The sequence below is a fragment of the Stenotrophomonas sp. HMWF003 genome (genome assembly GCF_003061285.1).
Lineage (GTDB): Bacteria > Pseudomonadota > Gammaproteobacteria > Xanthomonadales > Xanthomonadaceae > Stenotrophomonas > Stenotrophomonas maltophilia_AP.
Genome location: NZ_QAIW01000384.1, coordinates 1 through 1,799 on the forward strand (window position 1 = coordinate 1; position 1,799 = coordinate 1,799).

The 1,799-nt window shown below is 68.3% G+C and carries 3 protein-coding genes; all 3 read right to left on the bottom strand.

Annotation, left to right across the window (positions count from 1 at the left end; all coding sequences use genetic code 11):
- On the bottom strand, window positions 1–287 hold a 287-nt coding region (locus DBR34_RS16470), incomplete at its 3' end, for a DUF4136 domain-containing protein (RefSeq protein WP_146186864.1).
- Window positions 288–446: 159 nt separating this feature from the next.
- Window positions 447–950: a hypothetical protein gene (locus tag DBR34_RS16475; protein WP_128097600.1), complete on the bottom strand. Its 504-nt coding sequence runs from the start codon at window positions 948–950 to the stop codon at window positions 447–449.
- A 1-nt stretch (window position 951) separates the two neighbouring features.
- On the bottom strand, window positions 952–1,773 hold the full coding sequence (locus tag DBR34_RS21505) for a DUF2092 domain-containing protein (RefSeq protein WP_181394048.1): 822 nt from the start codon (window positions 1,771–1,773) through the stop codon (window positions 952–954).
- Window positions 1,774–1,799: the final 26 nt, after the last annotated feature.

Sequence of the window (1,799 nt, forward strand, 5' to 3'; positions counted from 1 at the left end):
GTGTAGAAGGTGTCCAGGGTCTGCTTCTGAGCGGTGATGATGTGCGCGGCCAACGCGATGTCGCCGCCCTGCGGGGTTTCGCGCAGGCCCTTGGCCTGCAGTCGGGCATTGATGCCCTGCACGATGCGCTGCTGCACCAGCGGCGAGGCCGCCTGCGGCGTGATCGCCCACGAGTACGTCTTGTAGGAGGCGAAGTTGGCGGTGGGTTCGAAGTCGGTCTTGACCGTGGGGGTGGAGGCACAGGCGACCAGCGCGCTGGCCAGGACGGCGATGACGAAGGCTTTCATGACGCAGGCTCCAGTTGCGGAAGGGACGCGCTGCGGACGCAGCGACGGCGTTGAATGGGTGCAGGCGCCCTGGAGGCCGCCGCCCGATGCCAACGTTAATGCGCCCGCGGTGGTGGGGAATCCGCATAACTACGCAGCCACGACAGGCAAAACTACCGGTCAGCGCGGCGGGTTGATCACCACGTACTGCACCGTGGTGCCGGCATAGCGCGGCGCGTACCAGGTGCTGCCGCACTGCTGGTAGGCCATGCCGTTGATCACCGTGGTGACACAGCTGGGGGGCACCGAACTGACGATCGAGCCGATCACCGCCGAGGTCACCGCCACCCCGGCGGTGACCGCCGCCGCCGTGGCGAACGGGTGGTCGTCCCATCGGTTCCAGTGGTCGTCGTGGTAGTCCACGTTCACGTTGACATTGCGGTTCACGTTGCGGTTGACGTTGCGGTTCACATCGACGCTGCGATTGCCCGCGACGGCCCGGTTGACATTGGCCGGCCTGCCCTGCGGGCGCTGCACCGGGCGGTTGATGTTGGTGTGGGCGCTGGCCCGCGCCCCGCCATGGAAGCCGGCACGTTGCGCGTTGGCCGGCGCGCTGCACAGCACCAGGCCGAGCAGCAGTGCACCGGCGACCATCGGCAGCGCCGAACGCATGGGAATCTGCATGTCACTTCTCCTGTCCATCATCGATGGCCACCACAGCGACCGGCACCAGTGTGATGCGGGCCGCATCGGCCGGCGCAGTGAACGCAAACGCGCTGTCCTTCAGGGTGCCGCGCGTGTTCCAGTGCAGCTCGGCGCGGTACTGCGGCAGGGCCGGATCGTCCAGCGCGGTGATGATCAGCTTCTTCGGCAACCCGGTCGCCTTGGCGATCCAGACCTGCCAGTCCACCTGGTCCTGCTGGAAGGCGTACTGCTCGACCGCTTCGCCGTCCACCAGCCCGCCGCCCACGTGCAGTGCCCCGCGGATCGCACTCTTGGGCGCCTTGTCGGTGCCCCACAGGAACATGTCGGCCAGCGGCATTTCGATCCCATAGCGGTTGGCCGCGTCGTCCACCAGCTCGGCCAGCGTGGCGTGCAGTCCCTCCACCTGCGCGTAGTACTTCAGGCGCGGCGAATACAGCGACAGGGTGCTGCCGTCGTAGTAGAGCTGGCGCAGCTGGCGGTCGCTGCTCAACTCCAGGAACAACCGGTTGGGGGCCCGCACCTTGTAGGTGACCGTGCCGTCCAGTTCGATCTTCTGGCCGTCGTCGAGCACCACCTCGGTACTGGCCTGGGACACCAGCGAGAACTGCGTGAGCGCACGCAGCGCAGCGCCCATCCGGTCCAGTGCGGCCAGTGCCTCCGGGTCGCGTTCGGGTTGCGTCGCGCTGGCCGCGGCCGGTGCCGGTGGCGCGGTCGTGGCGGCGCGGGCGGCGGCATGCGCGCCCGGCACGGCGGCCAGCAGCAGGCAGGCGGTCCAGGCGATGGAACGGGGGGCGGCAACCATGGGCATTCTCCAGGCAACAAAGCAGA

Coding starts and splice junctions, on each gene's coding strand:
- DBR34_RS16475 (WP_128097600.1), bottom strand. CDS start 950: ATGCAGATTCCCATGCGTTCGGCGCTGCCGATGGTCGCCGGTGCACTG.
- DBR34_RS21505 (WP_181394048.1), bottom strand. CDS start 1,773: ATGGTTGCCGCCCCCCGTTCCATCGCCTGGACCGCCTGCCTGCTGCTG.